Below are 16986 nucleotides of genomic sequence, written 5' to 3'. Positions count from 1 at the left end.
AATGACGAGGAGTGAGGTATTGAGGGCACAACAAAAGACGGACGGACAGCGCAAAGCTTTCCTGAACCATCTAGGTGCTGCGGGCATGGTAGGGGCGTTGATGCTGTTGGCCGAGACAGCGCAGGCACAGCAGACCATCAACCCGGCCACAACAGTCGAGCAACTAAACGCACAGCGGGTGCAAGAGCTGGCCACGCCCCCGAAGCAAACAGGGCCGGTGGTGATCAGCCCAGAGGCCACGCGTGGCTCAATCGTTCAACCCGGTGGACCGAGCGTGCGGCTTGTTGGTGTCGAATTCACCAAATCCGATTTTCTCACCCAAGCTGATCTGGATGTAATCCTTGCCAATTACGTTGGCAAACAGATCGATTTTTCACAGATCCAAACTCTCGTGCAGGACGTGAACGACCTCTACACCGCAAAGGGTGTAATCACGGCCAGCGCTGTCTTGCCGCCGCAAACCCTTGATCGTGGTATCCTTAAGGTTCAGTTGGTCGAAGGCAAGCTGGCGTCAGTCGCAATAGGCGGCAACAAGAAAGTGCCCGACTCTTTTGTTCTTGAACGGGTTCGCTTGACCCGAGGCGAAGACACCGTTGACGTGCCTTCTGCCGCTACGGATATCACCAGCTTTAACCAGATTTACAATGCGCAGCTGCGCATGTCGCTACAGCCAGGGGCGAATTTCGGAACAACAGACCTTGTGTTGGCCTTGACCGAACCGAAAACGAACCAGTTGTCGTTCTTTCTAGACAATCAAGGCGTTGAATCGACGGGTCAGTATCAGCTGGGCACCTTTTTCCACAGCTACAGTCTTTTGACACCTGACGATAACCTCCTCGTATTTGGTACCATTGCAGAAGGTAGCTTTTCCGGCACGTTGTCCTACGATGCGCCAATCTTGCGAAATGGTACACGGTTGAGCGCGACCTATAGTGGGTCACGTATCGAGGTGATCGATGGCCCAACAGAACCACTCAACATCGAAGGCAATTCGCAATCCTTCAGTGGGACGCTGACCTATCCGCATTTCATTTCGTCTAAATGGGCCGTGTTCGGTGTCGCTGGGGCGTCTTATGGTGTGTCTGAGTCAACGTCGAACGGGACATCACTGGTCGATTCAACGACCACAAAGTATTCACTGGGAATTGACGTCTCATATTCGAACCAAAACATGGCGTTTTCGATTAGCCCACATGTAACCTACGCGGTCTCTGAAGATGCTCTTGAGCCTTCGACACGAAACGTCACGCTGTTCACGGGATCATTCAACGGTACGTACCTGTTTGACAACGGCGTCGCGCTGACTGCAAACGGCGCGTGGCAACTCACCCATGAGAAGCTTCTGCCGGGTGATATGCTGTTTCAGGTTGGCGGCCCTTCGACGGTACGCGGTTTTCCGAGCGACGCAGCATCGGGCGACACAGGGTATTTCGGACAATTTGAAGCGCACAAGTCTGTCGACGTTAACATCGATGGCTTGGCAAACGGGATAGACGTTTACGGGTTCGTCGACATGGGAGCGGTCTATTCGACCTTCCCCGAAGAGGTCTTTTTGATGTCGGCTGGCGTTGGTATGACCTATCCCCTAAGTGACAAGGTCACGCTGGAACTGGGTGTCGGCATCCCTCTTGTCAATGCTGTTTCCAACCAAGATTCCGCGACACTCTATGCCCGAGTGACCGCAGTCACGTTCTGATACACCCCGTATCTTATTGCGGCGTTCTCTTCTTTGGATGCCGCATAATTTCTCGTCGCTTTTCAAACTTTGATCAGCTAACCTTTTAAAAACATGGACCTTGTCGTCCTGTCGTAAATAAAACCAAGGATGAAAATGACCAAGCAATTGATGATCTATGAACGTGCGGTTCCTGTCTCTTCTGAGAGCCACCGTGATTGGTCCGTGAAAATGGGCGAAGACTACAAATTCTCCAGCAGCGTCAATTCTGTGCCGCTTCTGGCCGCCGAGTTTCGTGCCACTGCGCAGGACTATGCTATCGTCTTTGCTGGCGACGGAAACGATGTGGTCCCTTCAGTGATCCTTGGGGTCAGAGATGGGGAAAACAGCAATGTCGGTGCTGATGGGAACTGGACTGGCGGTTACATTCCCGCGTTCTTGCGTCGCTATCCTTTCGTGTTCTCACGGTCCGAAGACGAAAAAGATTTCGTCTTGTGCATTGATGAAGGCTTTGACGGCTTCAACACCGACGGCAAGGGGGAGCGCCTCTTCGATACCGATGGCGAGCGAACCACCTTTCTCAAAAGCAAATTGACATTCGTCAGCGAATACCAAGCGCTATTTGAGCGGACGGCTGTATTTTGCAAACGTCTGCAAGAGCATGATCTTCTGGAAGGGGCACAGGCCCAGTTCAACCTTGCTGACGGGCAAACTGCGTCACTGTCGGGATTTTTTACGATCAACCGTGAAAAACTCAAGGCGTTACCTGCCGAAACACTGGTGGAGATGGTCCGCTCTGACGAGTTGGAACTGTGCTATGCTCATCTGTTTTCGCTGGGTAATCTGACGCCAATGGCACAAAAAATCGGCGTGTCAGCGACGCCAGCCGAGGCTGAAGTTGCCGTAGACGCCTAACGCAAAAGCGCCTATCACATTCTGGATCTGGCAAAGGTTTCGGCCTTTGCCAGATATGGATTATGGAGGCCTAATTTAGGGTGTTGTCCGCGACACGTGAAGCTTGGCTCGCGTTGGGCTTGGGGGACAGCATTTCCTGATCAGAAGAGATCAACACTTTCTGTTTTGGTTTGCGTCGCCAAACAGCAGCTTGCAGAGCATGACACGCGAGATTCGTTGTTATGTGTGATTGCACCGAAAATCCAATAACACGTTTTACAAGATACCAGACCGGACAGGTGTAGGCTGTTAGCTCCTTGTGGTGTGATCACGTAACCTAGACTGGCGATCTTTGTCTTTTCAAACTCTTACCGTTGATTAGGTATCTGCCCCTAGAGAAGTATCAAGCGAGGAAACATTTGATGCGCACATATTGCGCTGCATCAATGCGCAAACAGCGGATCGCTGTCATTTGTAACGTCAAACGCGTTGCAATGTTAGGATACGATGATGACGGCACCAGAACTGAAATCCCGCATGGAAGTGCTCGACCAGAAGATTAAGCACGTCGAGACCCGCCTAAAGCTTAAGGGACTTTTGTCAGCAGACCATCAGGTGACGTCGGCAGAGCTGCGCGAACGGTTCGATGTTTTGTCGCAAAAGGTGCAAACCGAGATCGCCAATGAAGAGGCCCATGGCCACCATGTGAGCGCTCTTGAAACATCTGTTCGGCAGTATATCGACAGTCTCGAAATAGATGTGGATTGAGGCATTGATCCGGCAAGGCGTGGTATATCAGGGGGCACACAGACATGGACTATAAAGACTATTACAAGGTTCTGGGCGTTGAGCGTAAGGCGTCGCAAGACGAGATCAAACGTGCTTATCGCAAGCTGGCCCGCAAGTTTCACCCCGATGTGAACAGGGGCCCCGATGAGGCCGAAGCTGAGCTGAAATTCAAAGAGCTTGGCGAGGCTTATGAGGTCTTACAAGACCCTGAAAAACGCGCAGCATACGATCAGCTTGGCGAGAATTGGAAAGAGGGCCAAGACTTTCGACCTCCTCCTGATTGGGATGATGGTTTCGAGTTTTCTGGCGGTGGCTATACCCAAGCGGACCCTGAACAGTTCGGCGATTTCTTTGAAGAGCTGTTTTCAAAACGGGGTGGTTTCGATGGTCGTATGCATGCGGGTCGTCAAGCCCACGCACCTGCACAGGATCATCACGCCAAAATCGTTATTGATCTGACCGAGGCCTACAATGGAGGCTCGCGCGATTTCACTCTGCGCAAGCCTGAGTTGGATAAGAATGGCCATATTGTGCTGCGTGAGCGCGCGATCCGTGTGTCGATCCCAAAAGGTGTGGCCGAGGGCCAGCACATCCGGCTCGCGGGGCAAGGTTCGCCTGCCTTGGGCGGCGGCAAAGCGGGTGATCTTTACCTTGAAGTTGCGATCAAGGACCCGCCCGGTTTTCGGGTCGAGGGCCGAGATGTGTTTATGGAATTACCCATCACCCCTTGGGAAGCGGCGCTTGGTGGTCGTGTCGCGGTTATGACACCCAGTGGTAAGGTTGAATTGACTGTGCCCAAGCATGCTCAAACTGGCAAAAAACTGCGTTTGAAGGGCAGGGGGATACCAGGCAAAATCCCGGGTAACTTGTTTGCGGTTCTGAAAATCGTCATCCCACCCACAGAGTCAGAAAAAGCGAGAGAGCTTTATGCAGAAATGGCGCGTGAAATGGATTATGATCCACGCGCAGGACAGGGAGTTTAGATCATGGCAACGAATAGAGCTTTGGTTCCGACCGGTGAAGTCGTGTCTGTGCTGTCACTGACCGAATTGTGCCACGTCAGCAATGCATCCGCAGATTGGGTCATTGAATTGGTGGAAGAAGGCATTCTTGAACCCGTAGGTCAGAATAGGTCAGCATGGCGGTTTGAGAGCACGTGCGTCACAACCCTGCGCCGTGTGCGGCGTTTACAGGCAGATTTGCGCCTCAACTTGGCGGGTGTTGCGGTTGTGTTGATCCTTGCGGATGAGAACGCACAGCTCAAGCGGCGTCTGGCTCAGATTGAAACTGAAATACCAAGCGATTGATGTGCATCAATCCCTTTTGGCGTGTTGCGCTGTACATTAATTCACAAATAATCCGAGGTTCACAATGACCAATGATCCAACCCCACATCACACCACGTACATAAATGTTCCCGAAGCTGTTGGCGTCTTTGACAGTTTTGAGACGCTTCAGGCGGCGATCTATGATTTGCGAATGTCTGGGTTCAGCCGCCTTGATATCAGCCTACTTGGTGACAAAAAGGCGATGAAAGAAAAGCTGGGGTCCGCCTATTGGCAGGCCAATGATCTGGAAGACAATCCTGATGCGCCGCGGGCTGCCTTTGTATCGGAGGAAGCAATTGGAGAGTTGGAGGGCGCCATCGGTGGAGGGTTTTTCTTTTTAGGATCAGCCATTGCAATGGCAGCAATGCTGACGCCTGTCAGCACTTTAGCGGCGTCCATCGCGGCAATTGCGATTGGTGGTGGCCCTGCCGCTGTCGTGGGGACGTTGCTGGCCCGCCGCGTGGGGCAACACCACAAAGACTATTACGCCAATCAGATCCACAACGGCGGCATCCTTTTGTGGGTGCGCACAGTTGATGCCGCGAAAGAAGACGTCGCAGTGAAAATCTTGAAAGGCCATTCCGGCAAAGACGTCCATGTCCATGCTTGGAGTGAAGCCTGAGACGTGAATGTCCACCTGTTCATCCTCCAAACTGTTAATTGATTAGGAAAAACCATGACTGACAATCGTAAAACTCTTGAAAACCTGCAGACTGCTGTATCGATGGAACTTGCCGCAGCAAATCAATATTTGCTTCACATCTTGACGACCGAAAACTGGGGCTTGGATAAGCTGGCCACTAAGATGCGCGCAGAGATGCTTGAAGAGTTGGGACATGCCGAAGAATACGCGCGGCGGATGATTTTTCTGGGGGGTGTCCCCGTTATGACTGCAGCCAAAACCCCGACATCTTCGCAATCGCTGCAAGAGATGTTTGAAGCTGATCTTGTCGATGAAAAAGAAGCGATTACGTTTTATTCGACAGCTGCGCGCGAGGCAGACGATGCTCAGGATATCGGCACACGTGGTCTGTTTGAACGTACTGCTTTGGATGAAGAGGGCCATATGTCTTGGCTCGAATTGCAACTGTCACTTTTGCAACGGATGGGTGAACCAGCCTTTATTGCGATGCAGATTAACGCCACGGCTGCTGAATAACCATCGCGCGCTCAAGGCAGGCCTGCTTGCGCCAAATACAAAAGGATATATCCAATGACATCTGAAATTGACCCTTTTACAGACATTCAATCCGCGACCATTCTGACCAAATTGCGCAAAGGTTTCTTGTGGGGAGGTGTCGTTATGATTGTCCTCGGCACGGCGGCAGTCTTCATGCCTTTGTTCAGCTCGTTGGTTGTCGAGATTTTTATCGGCTGGCTTTTGGTCGTCAGCGGCGGCGTCGCTGTGGTGGGGGCGTTGTCGTTGCGGGGCACAGGTCTGTTCGTCTGGCAGCTGATTTCTGGACTTATTTCACTGGCGGCAGGTCTTTTGATGCTGGTCTTTCCATTCCATGGATTGGTTGCGCTGACCGTTTTGATCGCTGTGGTCCTTGTGTTGACAGGTGCTGCACAGATGGCATTCGCGTTTTGGGCGCGGCCCGCTTCGGGATGGGTTTGGGGTCTTGCATCGGCAGTCATTAGCATCGCTTTGGGGGGCTATATCTTTGTAGCTTTACCGCAAGCATCGGCCGTGATCCTTGGTCTTTTGGTTGGATTCGACTTTATCAGTACAGGCATGGCGCTGGTATTGATCTCGCGGTCCGCACGTCAGAACTTGGGCGTATAAATCCTGATGTAGATGTCGCTGAAATGGCCCCAAGTTTGCGCAATATTATCCGAAATTGGAGATAGAGAAGTGTCAGACAAAGTTGCAATCATCATCGCGCGTCTGCGCGCATTGGAAGATGAGCTAGAGGAAACATTTGACCGGCAACGGGGTGAGTTGAGTTATCGTTTAGAACAAGGCCGCGTGGTGTTTGATCGCAGTGTTCGCCAACGTCATCAGGCGATGAAACAGAAGTTGACGTCCTATCTTGCCGCGGCACGCCCTTTGGTTGTTCTGACTGCGCCAGTGATCTATGCGATGATCATTCCGTTCGTTTTGCTGGACATCTTCATAACGATTTTTCAGATCATTTGTTTTCCAGTTTACCGCGTGGAGAAAGTGAAGCGTGGCGACTACATCACGTTTGATCGCAAGCATCTTTCATATCTGAACGGGCTGGAAAAGCTGAACTGTATATATTGTTCATACGGCAATGGCCTGCTGGCCTATGCTGTCGAAATAGCCGCCCGTACAGAAAAGCACTGGTGTCCAATTAAACATGCAAAACGCATGGAAGGACGTCATGCGCACTACCATGATTTTGCAGAGTTTGGGGATGCAGAGGCATTTCAGCGTACGAAACAAGCATTGCGTGATGCCACCAAATGACTGGTGGCATCGCGTATTAATGTGCCAAGAAAACGGCTTGGTCCGTCTGTTCGATTATGGTGCGGGTCGTGCCACCAAAAAACGCTTCACGCGCGCGCGAATGACCGTATGACCCCATGACGATTAAATCTGCACCAAGTTCCTGCGTGCGTTTGAGAATGCTGTCACCAATTGTTTGACCGCCGCTGGGATACTGTTGGACGTCGACGTTGCATCCATGGTGGCTCAGCCATTTTGCGATATCTACACCTGGGTCTTCTCCATCACGGTATTCGGTTGTGATCGGATCAACAGAGGCGATAATCACCTCTTCCGCTTGGCGAAGAAGAGGGAGGGCTTGATGGACCGCGCGTGCGGAATACAAATCCGAATTCCACGCAACAAGCACTTTTTTAGGGGCGCAGAAGGTCTCAAGATTATGATCGTTCAACATGATACCGACGGGAGACTGGAATAAAACGCCATAGACGACCTGCCTGAACAACGTCTCGGGTTTGCGCAAATCATCGGCCACAATTGCCATGTCGCATAGCATTGCGTGGCGCGCGATAGCATCAGACACCAGCGCGGGTTCGCTGGCCAAAATGCAGACCTCACCTGACACATCGTGATGCTCGAGAAGCGCCTCAATTTCATCTGATTTTTTCTTAAAAGCCGCGTTGCTTTCGGCGACTGAGATTTCCCATTCTCGGGGAACTGCAGTTGTTCCATATGGCGGAACGCCCATTGCATAATATGGGAAAACGGGCGTCTCACCAACGATAAGAATTGTGGCATGAGCGGGCAACGTGCGCACCGCTTCAAGTTTTTTGCCAAGTTCGGTCAGGGAAGACTCAAGGCCCACAATGATAAGTAGGGTACTGTTTTTCATGTGCTTTCGCTCTTTACGGTCAGAGGATTAAAGGGGCGTATGGTTGACCCGCAGGAGGCACGTGTAAGCCGCCATACCGGATCAGCCACGATGGGTCTGAGGCTTTGTCAAACTGGCGTGGCGTGTTTTTCGTGCGATTTGCCTATTTCCATCAGTTTGGTCATTTCAGCGCTATAATCTTCCATCGCTTTCTTGAAAAAGTCTGCCTGAAGTTTCTGAATTTCGGCAATGCCTTTTGCTTGCAACAGGTCTTGTTGGGTTTGGATATCCTGTTTGACGCGTTCGGACATGAACGCCAGCATTTCGGTGCCAACACTATTCATGGTCCCAAACCATTCGGGCCCGAACCCAGACAACATCTTCGTGCTGGATTCTTGCATGGCATCGATCAGATTGGCCATAGGAGCCATAGCATCTTTAGCTTTGTCATTTTTGGTCATTTTCAATCCTTTCAGTGAGAGTTCACCTAATCATACCCCTCAAAGGGGATGTTGGGATTGATGCACATCAATCGCCACAACGGGCAGGCTGTAATTTGCCGTGACCGTGGCGCGCATTTTAGCGCAGCAACAAGATTTCACTCATATCGACTGTTTAGGACAATAAAGCGTGACAGGCTTTGGCCACCACAAGCTCTTCGTTCGTTGGGATGACAAGTACCTTGATTTTCGATTGCTCTGTGCTGATGAGGGTTGCGTTGTTGTCATTCGCGGTCTCGTCGATGGCGACACCCAACCATGCCATTTGTTCGCAAATGAGCTTGCGTACAAAGCCAGAATTTTCACCGATCCCAGCCGTAAAAATGATCGCGTCAAGTCCACCAATAGATGGAATTAACCCCGCAAGGCTACTGGCCGCGCGGTAGCAGTATAAATCAATGGCTTCAAACGCATGCGGGTCGCTGCTGTTTTGCAGCACGTGCATATCATTGCTAATGCCCGAGACCCCCAAAAGCCCAGATTGATTGTAAAGCATGTTTGTGACGGCATCCGCAGTCATTCCTTTGGCCTGCATCAGGTAAAGTATGACGCCGGGGTCCAGCGTGCCGCATCTGCGCCCCATCATCAGCCCGTCCAATGCCGTAAATCCCATACTTGTCGCAACGCTTTCACGATCTTTTATGGCACACATGCTTGCCCCATTGCCAAGATGTGCTACGACCACACGACCGTCAGCCTGATCCCCCAGATGATCTGGCAACTGGCTGGCGATATAGTCGTAAGACAGGCCGTGAAACCCGTAGCGGATGATCCCCTCATCACTCAAAGCACGGGGAAGAGCGAATAATTTGGCCAATCGTCCCTGACTTTGGTGAAAGCTGGTGTCGAAACAGGCGATCTGTTGCAGGTCTGGTTCCCACTTTGCGACGGCGCGGATCGCAGCAAGGTTATGAGGCTGATGTAATGGCGCAAGGGGAATGAGTGTTTCCAACGTGGCCAAAACGGCGTCGGTCACTTGGACCGGGCGCTCAAAATGCTTGCCTCCATGCACGACGCGGTGACCGACGGCCACAAGTGGTTCGTGGCCTTGGTGTTGGGCAAGCCACGGAAGCAACAGTTTAATCAGGTGTTCATGGTCGAATGCCGCGTCCAAATGCTCAAGCGGACCTTTGGCAAGCGTGGCGCCTTTTGCGTCTTGGGCACCAAAGACGGGTGCGGTGCCTATGCCTGCAATCTTGCCGCTGAGCTGGGGTGTTGTCACCGTCTCATCGGTGCTGAACACAGCAAACTTAAGGCTGGATGATCCCGCGTTCAGTGTCAAAATTGTCCCGCTCATATCGCGGTGCCGCCTGATTGAGCATGTGCGAATAATTGTGCCATTGCGGCGGATGCCAATCGCGACATCACACCATCTGCACGGCTGGTTAGAACGATGGGAATTCGCGCGCCCAAAACGACGCCGGCGGCATCGGCTCCGGCCAAATAGATCAACTGCTTGGCAATCATATTTCCCGATTCCAGATCGGGAGCTATAAGTATGTCAGCGTCGCCCGCGACCTCTGAGTGAATGTCTTTCGTCTCGGCCGCAGCTTTGGACACCGCATTGTCAAAGGCCAATGGCCCGTCCAGCAATCCGCCGATAATTTGTCCACGTTCGGCCATCTTGCAAAGTGCAGAGGCATCGACCGTAGACGGAATAGTGGGCGTGACGGTTTCGACAGCCGAAAGCAACGCCACCTTTGGCAGGGTGATCCCCAGCGCCAGTGCAAGATCAATTGCATTCTGAACGATATCGCGTTTGGTTTGCAGATCGGGAAAGATGTTGATCGCCGCATCGCTGATCAGCAGCGGTTTGGGGTAGGTCGGGACATCAAGCGCAAAGACATGGCTCATGCGTCGCTCCGTGCGCAGGCCTAATTCTTTGTCCACCACTGGCGCCAACAATTCATCGGTGTGAATTTTGCCCTTCATCAACATGCCGACCTTGCCTTCGCGGCCCATGGCAACAGCCCGTTCGGCGGCGGCGTGACTGTGCGGGACATCAACGATCTCGATGCCACTTAGGTCCAGCTGAGCTTCAGACGCGGCGGCTTCGATCTTGGTTTTTGGGCCCACGAGAATGGGGATGATTATACCTTGTTTGCCGGCTTCCAATGCCCCCTCAATCGAAAGGGCGTCACAGGGGTGCACCACGGCGGTACGGATTGGCGCCAGATCTGCTGTCGCTTTGATCAACCGCGCGAACCGCGCACCGCGTTCGTGAAGGTGGACTTCTGGCAACATGACCCGTGGCCTGCGTACTTTTTGGGTCGGTGCCACGACCAATGCCTGCCCCTCGATTACGGTTTCGCCGCTTTGGTTGGTACACAGGCAATCGAGTGTCACATGATGATGCTTTGCACTTTTTTCAGCGACAGTGATACGTACGGTGACTGTATCGCCCAGACCGACGGCTTGTTTGAAGCTCAGGTTTTGATTGAGATAGATTGTGCCGGGGCCGGGCAGCTCGGTTCCCAACACGGCTGAAATCAGCGCACCGCCCCACATGCCATGGGCGATGACTTTGTGAAACATATCCGATTGCGCGAAATCGGCGTCCACATGTGCCGGATTCACGTCGCCAGACATGACGGCAAACAGTTCGATGTCGCCCTGTTTTAACGTACGTGTCAATTCTGCACTGTCGCCAACCTTGATCTCGTCAAAGGTCCTGTTCTCGATATATTGCATATATGACTGCCTTTTTTCTGCTGAGATTTAAGTCTTTGTTGGACCCTGATCTGCTTTAGTCTTGATTATCTTTTATGCCCGCACGTGGTAACCGCTGTCTACAAACGCGATGTTGCCAGTCACCTTACATGACAGGTCGCTGACAAGCCCTACAGCCATGTGGCCAACGTCTTCGATTGTCACCAGACTTTGTTCTGGGGCTCTCTTGCGCGCTGTATCAATCAGATCGTCAAAATGATCGATGCCAGAACCTGCACGCGTTTGTAAGGGCCCCGGCGAGATCGCATTGACGCGGATTTTTTTTGGCCCAAGTTCGGCGGCAAGGTAGCGCACCGTGCCCTCCAACGCTGATTTCACCGGACCCATGATGTTGTAATGATCGATAACTTTTTCTGCGCCATAATAGCTCATGGTCAGAATGCTTCCGCCATTTTTCATAAGCGGAATGGCCAGCCGTGTCATCCGGATGAGCGAATGAACCGAGATATCCATCGCCTGAGCAAAGCCTTCCTTTGAACATTCGCTCACGGGGCCATGCAGATCATCTTTGGGACAATAGGCGATTGAGTGCACAATGAAGTCGATTTGCCCCCACTCGCGATCAATCGCTTCAAAAACCGCTTCAAGCTGTCCGTCAACCTGAACGTCCAAAGGCAAGAATATAGGCGCGTCCAGCTTGGCCACGACGGGGGCGACAAAGGGCTTTGAGCGTTCATTGGCATAGGTCACAGCAAGGTTCGCCCCCGCCGCATGAAGGGCCATGGCGCATCCTGCCGCGATGGAATGCTCATTCGCAATACCGACAACAAGCCCACGTTTTCCTTTTAGAAAGCTGTCTAGCATCTGGGATTACTCCTGAAATACATACGTGCCGGGTGCATCACAAAGTGGCGCGTAGCCATTTTCCTTAGATCCAAGCGCTGGAGGGGCCGTCTTTTCATGGGATTTTTCAGCGACCCAAGTTGACAAAATCGACCACCAAGACCCATCAACAGGGGATGTTTCGTGCATCCAACGATCTGGATCGATATAGGGATCATCTTTGGCCTTTTCTCGCACGCGGTAGTGCCGACGCGGATGTCCCGGCTCGGACACGATGCCTGCATTGTGCCCGCCACTGGTCAGAACAAATGTGACATCCGTGTCAGATAACAGATTGAACTTGTAGACAGATTCCCACGGCGCAACATGGTCGCGTTCTGTGCCAACAAGAAACACCGGCACGCGGATGTCAGATATTGCGATGGGATTGCTGCCGACGTGGTATCGCCCTTCAGCTAGGTCATTTTTCAAAAACAATTGTCGCAGGTACTCAGAATGCATCCGATACGGCATGCGGGTGGCATCGGCATTCCAAGCCATCAGATCATTCATTGGGGTGCGTTCCCCCATTAAATAATCGTGCACGATCCGCGACCAGATCAGGTCATTCGAGCGCAAAAGCTCAAAAGCGCCAGCCATCTGTGTGGTGTCCAGATAACCTTGTTCCCACATCAGGTCTTCGAGAAACGTCAACTGGCTTTCATCGATGAACAGCATCAGTTCGCCAGCTTCTGTGAAGTCGATTTGGGTCGCGAGCAGTGTCAGACTTTTCAGTCGCGCGTCGCCGTCACGCGCCATCGCGGCGGCCGCAATCGACATCAATGTGCCGCCCAAGCAATAGCCCACGGCATGTATTTTATGCCCGCCACAAATCGTGTCGACAGCATCAAGCGCATCCATGACGCCTGAGGAAACGTAATCATCCATCCCCAAATTTCGGTCATCTGCATCTGGGTTCTTCCATGAAATCATGAAGACGGTGAACCCCTGCGCTGTCAAATAACGCACCAGAGAATTTTGCTCGCTCAAATCAAGAATATAGTATTTCATAATCCATGCAGGGACGATCAAAATGGGTTCGGGATGCACCTTGTCTGTGGTCGGCGCGTATTGGATCAGTTCCATCAGATCGTTGCGGTAAACGACCTTGCCCGGTGTGGTTGCCATGTTGCGACCAACCTCAAAATCTTCCGTACCAACGGGGCGTTTTCCAGTGTTGGTGCGCGAAAGATCTTCAATGAAGTTCTGCCAACCTCGAAAGAGGTTCATCCCACCTTGTTGCGCAGTCTGTGTCAGCACTTCGGGATTCGTCAGGGCGTAATTTGATGGTGAAAACACGTCGAGCATCTGGCGTGTGGCGAATTCGACCACGTTCTCGTGTTGTTGCGTCACCCCGTCCACGTCAGTGGTCGCGTTGTGCCACCATTGTTGGTTGAGCAGAAAACTTTGATACATCAGATTATAGGGCCACTTTTGCCAGCTTTCATCTTTGAACCGTCGATCCTGAGGCAATGGCGTGATGCAGGTGTCAGGGGTGTTGGGGGTGCCAACACAATGGGTCGCATGATTTGCCAACCGCCATGTTTTCTTTCCGGCCTTTTCCAGCAATTCCAAACGTTTGCCCGGCGCAGATGCCAGATGCATGGCCCAATCTGAATAGGCTGAGGTCAAAGCAATCGGTGAAAGTCCCGCCGTAAACTTGGCCAAAGCAGCCTTTAGCCCTTTGTCTAGCGCTTGCTCCATCGTGATATGGGGGGGCGACAGCGGGCTTGGGTCTTTGGATGCCTTGTACGCTTGAGAGGCATTGGGCGTTTGAAAGGCAGTGCGGGGCGGCGGTGTGGCCCCCTTTTCTTGTGAAGGATTTTCCTCACGAAGGGATGTGACCTTTGCCATTGGCTGGACCTTTCTCAAACCATGAAATTTGAAGACAAGTTACCACAACCTTTGTGACAGGAGATTGATGTGCATCAATGAGTGGGCTGGCTGGGGTGGAAATTTTTGCGAACTGATATCAACAGCTGCAGCGCAAATAGTCCTCATTATAGTCCGCTGCGTCGGTTCCAAATTGAACATTCTGTCTGCTTATTGATGCAGGTCAATGCCGCGCGGAACAGTTCTGTCATTGATGGCTTAAATCTTGGTCTTAACCCAGCTTGAAATGCAAGCATGAGACAACGGGATAGACCAACGAAATGCACGAGAGGTCCTGAATAAATCTGCAGGTGCGCGTGCCGAACGCTTGGATGCAAAGGAGAAAGCCGATGCCGACCGAATTGAGTGCAACAGACACCTCATCGACCCAGACGAAATCGGGCAAATTAGGCTTGCTGCCCCTGACAGCCTTGGTGGTCGGATCCATGATTGGTGGCGGGGTATTTAGTTTGCCACAGAACATGGCACGCGGGGCATCTGCAGGGGCCATCACAATTGGGTGGCTCATTACCGGTATCGGGATGTTGGCTCTTGCATTTGTGTACATGAATTTGTCGACCCGCAAACCTAACCTTGACGCGGGACCTTATTCTTACGCACGCGCAGGGTTTGGCAATTTCGTGGGTTTCAATAGCGCTTGGGGATACTGGTTGAGCGCTTGGATCGGCAACGTATCTTACGCCGTTTTGATCTTTGGCGCTCTCAGCTATTTTTACGCCCCGTTCGGCGAAGAGGGCAACACGTGGCAAGCAATCGCTGGCGCGTCGATCTGCGTTTGGCTTGTTCATGCGTTGGTTTTGATGGGAATACGACAGGCGGCGATCATCAATCTGATCACAACGATTGCCAAGCTGGCCCCCATTTTTCTTTTCATCGTTCTTGTTGTCGTGGGCTTCAATTTGCCGACATTCCAGTTGGATTTCTGGGGTAAAGAAGCCCTGACACTTGGAAGCATTACGACCCAAGTTCAAAGCACAATGCTTGTGACATTATGGGTCTTTATCGGGATCGAGGGGGCCAGTGTCGGGTCTGGTCGCGCACGTAAGCGTAGCGACATCGGCAAAGCGACCATCCTTGGGTTCGTCACAGTTCTTATGCTTTATCTGCTTGTGTCTTTGCTGTCGCTTGGCGTCATGTCTCAACCCGAACTCGCAGCGCTGCCTGCGGCCGCTTCCATGGCATATGTGCTTGAGTCTGTTGTCGGTCCTTGGGGGTCGGTGTTGGTTCGGATCGGTCTTGTGATTTCGGTTGCCGGTGCGTTTTTAAGCTGGACTTTACTGGCTGCTGAAATTCCATTCCGTGCGGCCAAGGAAGGCATCCTGCCTGCGATCTTTGCCAACGAAAATGAAAACGGGTCCCCATCTGGAGCCCTGTGGATTACCAATATCTGCGTGCAGATCGTCTTGATCGTGACGCTTTATGCGAATTCGACTTATCTCGCGCTATTTTACATCGCGTCCACCGCCATTCTCGTACCCTACGTGTTCTCGGGGGCTTATGCGCTCAAGCTTGCAATGACTGGCGAAAGCTATGATCAGCAAAAAGGGCGAGGCCGAGATATGGCCATTGGGGCACTCGCGACAGTTTATGGGGCATGGCTCGTTTATGCGGCAGGCCCCACGTATCTGCTGATGTGTGCCATCCTCTATGCGGTCGGTATCCCGATCTATGTCTGGGCGCGTAAATCGCATGGCGAAAAATCCTTTTCTTCCATCGAAACTCTGATCGCAATTGCTCTCGTCGGAGCCGCTAGTGTCGCGGCCTATCTGATGTGGACCGGTGCCATCAGCGCTCTGTGACGCTCGTACCTACAAAGGACAAATTGCAATGAAACATGAAAACAAGCTGGGCGTGCATTCCGAAACTGGCAAACTGCGGCAGGTGATTGTTTGCAGGCCCGGTCTTGCGCATCGCCGCCTGACACCTGAAAACTGCCAAGATTTGCTGTTTGATGATGTGTTTTGGGTTAAACAGGCGCAAAAGGATCATGACATCTTTTCCGCGACGATGCGCGCTGAGGGGGTAGACGTTCTGGACGTCAATGATTTGTTGGCAGAGACGCTGGACATCCCTAAAGGTCGGGAATGGGTGTTGGATCACCGGATTACGCCGGATCAGGTTGGCGTTGGTATGATGTCCGAATTGCGCAGTTGGATGGATGAATTGTCCGGCGTGCAACTTGCTGATTATTTGTTGGGTGGGCTTGCCACAGACGATCTGGGCTTTGAGCCAACCGGACTTTTTGGCAGCTATCTTGGCCGCCACGGGTTCATTTTACCGCCTTTGCCAAACGCTCTGTTCACCCGCGACAATTCCGCGTGGATTTATGGCGGCGTGTCGGTCAATCCAATGCATTGGACCGCAAGGCGGCCTGAGACGTTATTGAACACCGCGATTTACAAGTTTCACCCCAAATTTGCGGGCAAGACAACGATCCACTGGGGCGATCCCACCTTGGATCATGGGCTTGCCACAGTAGAGGGCGGTGACATTATGCCCGTAGGCAACGGCACCGTGCTGGTTGGCATGGGGGAACGGTCTTCCCCACAAGGGGTCGGTCAGCTGGCTGCAGCTTTGTTTATGTCAGGGGCGGCTGAGCGGGTCCTTGCTTTCCGTATTCCCAAGTCGCGTGCCGCGATGCATCTGGACACGGTGTTTACGCTGTGCGGCGGTGATGTGGTGACGACCTTTAAAGAGGTCGCGGATGAATTGGTCTGTTACGATATTCGCCCCGGCGAAGGCCGCGCACCGCTGGAATTTCGTCATGATCCACGCCCGATCTTTGATATTGTAGCCGAGGTTCTGGGCTATAAAACCCTGCAAGTTGTGCCGACGGGCGGCAACTCTGAGGAAGAGCGTTCGCGTGAGCAGTGGAACGATGGCAACAACGTTTTGGCTCTGCGGCCGGGCGTGGTCATTGGTTACGACCGTAACGATGACACCAACGCAGCCCTTAAAGCTGCGGGCATCGAAGTTCTCGCGATCCCGGGTGCCGAGTTGGGGCGTGGCCGTGGCGGCGGGCACTGTATGAGCTGTCCTACAATGCGCGATCCTGTTTAATCTGAAAGGTG

At 52.5% G+C, this 16986-nt stretch carries 17 protein-coding genes and 1 pseudogene; 11 read left to right on the top strand and 7 right to left on the bottom strand.

The window, feature by feature from the left end:
- Nucleotide 1: 1 nt before the first annotated feature.
- Together BM025_RS10540 and BM025_RS10535 are read left to right on the top strand one after the other, a co-directional pair.
- On the top strand, nucleotides 2–1696 hold the full coding sequence (locus BM025_RS10540) for a ShlB/FhaC/HecB family hemolysin secretion/activation protein (RefSeq protein ID WP_085849559.1): 1695 nt from the start codon (nucleotides 2–4) through the stop codon (nucleotides 1694–1696).
- A gap of 135 nt (nucleotides 1697–1831) precedes the next feature.
- Nucleotides 1832–2590 (top strand): SapC family protein, encoded by a 759-nt coding sequence (locus BM025_RS10535; protein ID WP_085849631.1) that lies wholly within the window; start codon nucleotides 1832–1834, stop codon nucleotides 2588–2590.
- 136 nt (nucleotides 2591–2726) lie between these two features.
- Here the strand turns inward: BM025_RS10535 and BM025_RS19500 are convergent.
- A pseudogene (locus BM025_RS19500) lies at nucleotides 2727–2846 on the bottom strand (IS3 family transposase); the annotation flags it as partial.
- Nucleotides 2847–3079: 233 nt separating this feature from the next.
- On the opposite strand from BM025_RS19500, the gene BM025_RS10530 reads away from it, so the two are divergent.
- The 7 genes from BM025_RS10530 (at nucleotide 3080) to BM025_RS10500 (ending at nucleotide 7120) form a co-directional block, all read left to right on the top strand.
- Nucleotides 3080–3337: a hypothetical protein gene (locus BM025_RS10530; protein WP_085849558.1), complete on the top strand. Its 258-nt coding sequence runs from the start codon at nucleotides 3080–3082 to the stop codon at nucleotides 3335–3337.
- A 44-nt stretch (nucleotides 3338–3381) separates the two neighbouring features.
- Nucleotides 3382–4341, top strand: coding sequence for a DnaJ C-terminal domain-containing protein (locus BM025_RS10525; RefSeq protein ID WP_085849557.1), 960 nt, complete (start codon nucleotides 3382–3384; stop codon nucleotides 4339–4341).
- Nucleotides 4342–4344: 3 nt separating this feature from the next.
- A complete protein-coding gene (locus BM025_RS10520; RefSeq protein ID WP_085849556.1) occupies nucleotides 4345–4665 on the top strand; it encodes a chaperone modulator CbpM in 321 nt (106 codons plus the stop codon).
- 64 nt (nucleotides 4666–4729) lie between these two features.
- A complete protein-coding gene (locus BM025_RS10515) occupies nucleotides 4730–5308 on the top strand; it encodes a hypothetical protein (RefSeq protein WP_085849555.1) in 579 nt (192 codons plus the stop codon).
- A gap of 54 nt (nucleotides 5309–5362) precedes the next feature.
- The gene (locus BM025_RS10510) at nucleotides 5363–5845 is read left to right on the top strand and encodes a bacterioferritin (RefSeq protein ID WP_085849554.1); all 483 of its coding nucleotides are present in this window, start codon (nucleotides 5363–5365) and stop codon (nucleotides 5843–5845) included.
- A 54-nt stretch (nucleotides 5846–5899) separates the two neighbouring features.
- Nucleotides 5900–6472, top strand: coding sequence for an HdeD family acid-resistance protein (locus BM025_RS10505; RefSeq protein ID WP_085849553.1), 573 nt, complete (start codon nucleotides 5900–5902; stop codon nucleotides 6470–6472).
- Nucleotides 6473–6541: 69 nt separating this feature from the next.
- Complete coding sequence (locus tag BM025_RS10500; protein ID WP_085849552.1) at nucleotides 6542–7120, top strand: hypothetical protein; 579 nt, start codon at nucleotides 6542–6544, stop codon at nucleotides 7118–7120.
- Nucleotides 7121–7136: 16 nt separating this feature from the next.
- Here the strand turns inward: BM025_RS10500 and BM025_RS10495 are convergent, their stop codons facing one another.
- The 6 genes from BM025_RS10495 to BM025_RS10470 form a co-directional block, all read right to left on the bottom strand.
- Nucleotides 7137–7991 (bottom strand): universal stress protein, encoded by an 855-nt coding sequence (locus BM025_RS10495; RefSeq protein ID WP_085849551.1) that lies wholly within the window; start codon nucleotides 7989–7991, stop codon nucleotides 7137–7139.
- Nucleotides 7992–8098: 107 nt separating this feature from the next.
- The gene (locus BM025_RS10490; RefSeq protein ID WP_085849550.1) at nucleotides 8099–8431 is read right to left on the bottom strand and encodes a phasin family protein; all 333 of its coding nucleotides are present in this window, start codon (nucleotides 8429–8431) and stop codon (nucleotides 8099–8101) included.
- A 154-nt stretch (nucleotides 8432–8585) separates the two neighbouring features.
- Nucleotides 8586–9767, bottom strand: a complete 1182-nt coding sequence (locus BM025_RS10485) for an acetate/propionate family kinase (protein ID WP_085849549.1) — start codon at nucleotides 9765–9767, stop codon at nucleotides 8586–8588.
- On the bottom strand, nucleotides 9764–11161 hold the full coding sequence (locus BM025_RS10480) for a bifunctional enoyl-CoA hydratase/phosphate acetyltransferase (protein WP_085849548.1): 1398 nt from the start codon (nucleotides 11159–11161) through the stop codon (nucleotides 9764–9766). The genes BM025_RS10485 and BM025_RS10480 overlap by 4 nt, the downstream gene beginning before the upstream one ends.
- Before the next feature lie 72 nt (nucleotides 11162–11233).
- The gene (gene fabI / locus BM025_RS10475; protein ID WP_085849547.1) at nucleotides 11234–12004 is read right to left on the bottom strand and encodes an enoyl-ACP reductase FabI; all 771 of its coding nucleotides are present in this window, start codon (nucleotides 12002–12004) and stop codon (nucleotides 11234–11236) included.
- A gap of 6 nt (nucleotides 12005–12010) precedes the next feature.
- Nucleotides 12011–13726: a PHA/PHB synthase family protein gene (locus tag BM025_RS10470; protein ID WP_211753575.1), complete on the bottom strand. Its 1716-nt coding sequence runs from the start codon at nucleotides 13724–13726 to the stop codon at nucleotides 12011–12013.
- 518 nt (nucleotides 13727–14244) lie between these two features.
- Here BM025_RS10470 and arcD point away from each other — a divergent pair.
- Together arcD and BM025_RS10460 are read left to right on the top strand one after the other, a co-directional pair.
- Nucleotides 14245–15714 (top strand): arginine-ornithine antiporter, encoded by a 1470-nt coding sequence (gene arcD / locus BM025_RS10465; RefSeq protein WP_085849545.1) that lies wholly within the window; start codon nucleotides 14245–14247, stop codon nucleotides 15712–15714.
- 28 nt (nucleotides 15715–15742) lie between these two features.
- Nucleotides 15743–16975: an arginine deiminase gene (locus BM025_RS10460; RefSeq protein ID WP_085849544.1), complete on the top strand. Its 1233-nt coding sequence runs from the start codon at nucleotides 15743–15745 to the stop codon at nucleotides 16973–16975.
- The last annotated feature ends 11 nt before the right edge of the window (nucleotides 16976–16986 follow it).

It is taken from the genome of Pacificibacter marinus (genome assembly GCF_900109555.1).
Lineage (GTDB): Bacteria > Pseudomonadota > Alphaproteobacteria > Rhodobacterales > Rhodobacteraceae > Celeribacter > Celeribacter marinus_C.
The sequence above is the reverse complement of the archived record's forward strand: the minus strand, read 5'-3'. Positions and strand labels throughout refer to the sequence as shown.

Excerpts from the sequence above, each read along its gene's own strand:
- BM025_RS10540 (WP_085849559.1), top strand. The coding sequence starts at position 2 with ATGACGAGGAGTGAGGTATTGAGGGCACAACAAAAGACGGACGGACAG.
- BM025_RS10535 (WP_085849631.1), top strand. The coding sequence starts at position 1,832 with ATGACCAAGCAATTGATGATCTATGAACGTGCGGTTCCTGTCTCTTCT.
- BM025_RS10530 (WP_085849558.1), top strand. The coding sequence starts at position 3,080 with ATGACGGCACCAGAACTGAAATCCCGCATGGAAGTGCTCGACCAGAAG.
- BM025_RS10525 (WP_085849557.1), top strand. The coding sequence starts at position 3,382 with ATGGACTATAAAGACTATTACAAGGTTCTGGGCGTTGAGCGTAAGGCG.
- BM025_RS10520 (WP_085849556.1), top strand. The coding sequence starts at position 4,345 with ATGGCAACGAATAGAGCTTTGGTTCCGACCGGTGAAGTCGTGTCTGTG.
- BM025_RS10515 (WP_085849555.1), top strand. The coding sequence starts at position 4,730 with ATGACCAATGATCCAACCCCACATCACACCACGTACATAAATGTTCCC.
- BM025_RS10510 (WP_085849554.1), top strand. The coding sequence starts at position 5,363 with ATGACTGACAATCGTAAAACTCTTGAAAACCTGCAGACTGCTGTATCG.
- BM025_RS10505 (WP_085849553.1), top strand. The coding sequence starts at position 5,900 with ATGACATCTGAAATTGACCCTTTTACAGACATTCAATCCGCGACCATT.
- BM025_RS10495 (WP_085849551.1), bottom strand. The coding sequence starts at position 7,991 with ATGAAAAACAGTACCCTACTTATCATTGTGGGCCTTGAGTCTTCCCTG.
- BM025_RS10490 (WP_085849550.1), bottom strand. The coding sequence starts at position 8,431 with ATGACCAAAAATGACAAAGCTAAAGATGCTATGGCTCCTATGGCCAAT.
- BM025_RS10485 (WP_085849549.1), bottom strand. The coding sequence starts at position 9,767 with ATGAGCGGGACAATTTTGACACTGAACGCGGGATCATCCAGCCTTAAG.
- BM025_RS10480 (WP_085849548.1), bottom strand. The coding sequence starts at position 11,161 with ATGCAATATATCGAGAACAGGACCTTTGACGAGATCAAGGTTGGCGAC.
- fabI (WP_085849547.1), bottom strand. The coding sequence starts at position 12,004 with ATGCTAGACAGCTTTCTAAAAGGAAAACGTGGGCTTGTTGTCGGTATT.
- BM025_RS10470 (WP_211753575.1), bottom strand. The coding sequence starts at position 13,726 with ATGGAGCAAGCGCTAGACAAAGGGCTAAAGGCTGCTTTGGCCAAGTTT.
- arcD (WP_085849545.1), top strand. The coding sequence starts at position 14,245 with ATGCCGACCGAATTGAGTGCAACAGACACCTCATCGACCCAGACGAAA.
- BM025_RS10460 (WP_085849544.1), top strand. The coding sequence starts at position 15,743 with ATGAAACATGAAAACAAGCTGGGCGTGCATTCCGAAACTGGCAAACTG.